1 protein-coding gene is annotated in these 937 nt (G+C 60.6%); it reads left to right on the top strand.

Going from position 1 to position 937, the window contains the following annotated elements; translation table 11 throughout:
* A partial coding sequence (locus tag QJT78_RS51635) for a TCP-1/cpn60 chaperonin family protein (RefSeq protein WP_281460901.1) occupies window positions 1-487 on the top strand: 487 nt, incomplete at its 5' end.
* Window positions 488-937: the final 450 nt, after the last annotated feature.

Below are 937 nucleotides of genomic sequence, written 5' to 3'. Positions count from 1 at the left end.
GGTGAAGGAGCGCAAGGATCGCGTTGATGACGCGATGCATGCGACCCGCGCGGCGGTCGAGGAAGGCATCGTCCCGGGCGGCGGCGTCGCCCTGCTCCGTGCCTCCGAGCATCTCAAGGGGCTGCGCACCAAGAACGACGACCAGAAGACCGGCGTCGAGATCGTGCGCAAGGCGCTGTCCGCGCCGGCTCGCCAGATCGCGATCAACGCCGGCGAAGACGGCTCGGTGATCGTAGGCAAGATCCTGGAAAAGGAACAGTACGCCTACGGCTTCGACTCGCAGACCGGTGAGTATGGCAACTTGGTTGCCAAGGGCATCATCGACCCGACCAAAGTGGTTCGCGTGGCGATCCAGAACGCGGCCTCGGTCGCGGCTCTCCTGATCACCACCGAAGCCATGGTGACCGAGGTGCCGAAGAGGAACGCCGGCGGCGGCGCGCCTGCGGGTGGCGGTGGCATGGGAGGCATGGGCGGTATGGATTTCTAGGTCAACCGTGCAGCGCTCAAAAGAAAAAGAAAGGCCCTGCAAGCGATGCCGGGCATTTCTGCATTTTCTTGCGCCTGATCGCGGTTGCCGCTCAATTTGCCACAGGCCGTAATACTGCCGCGTCACCTTCTTATGAAACATCCGCCATCTGTTCGCGGTAACCCCCTCGCTTGGGAAAAGTCGGGCCAGGTTACACCACTTGGCGAAGAGCCACACCGCCTCGTTCGCAGTTGGAAGATGATTGCCAATCTAGCGGCCCTCTAAGAGATCAGAGAGGCGCAAAAGTAAGCCTGCCTCAATTGGGTTGGTGTCCGTATTTGAGCCCGGTGTCCTCTTCGTACGAGCTATGGCTGATTTTGGGTGACGCGGCCTGATCAGGCGGCGTGGCTTTCAGTGTTCGGAATGACTTCGATTCCGTCGATGAACTTTACACCGGCGATGACTTTCGGC

The organism is Bradyrhizobium sp. Mp27, assembly GCF_029953005.1.
GTDB lineage: Bacteria > Pseudomonadota > Alphaproteobacteria > Rhizobiales > Xanthobacteraceae > Bradyrhizobium > Bradyrhizobium barranii.
Note: the sequence above shows the minus strand (reverse complement) of the source record. Positions and strands in the feature narration are given on the sequence as shown.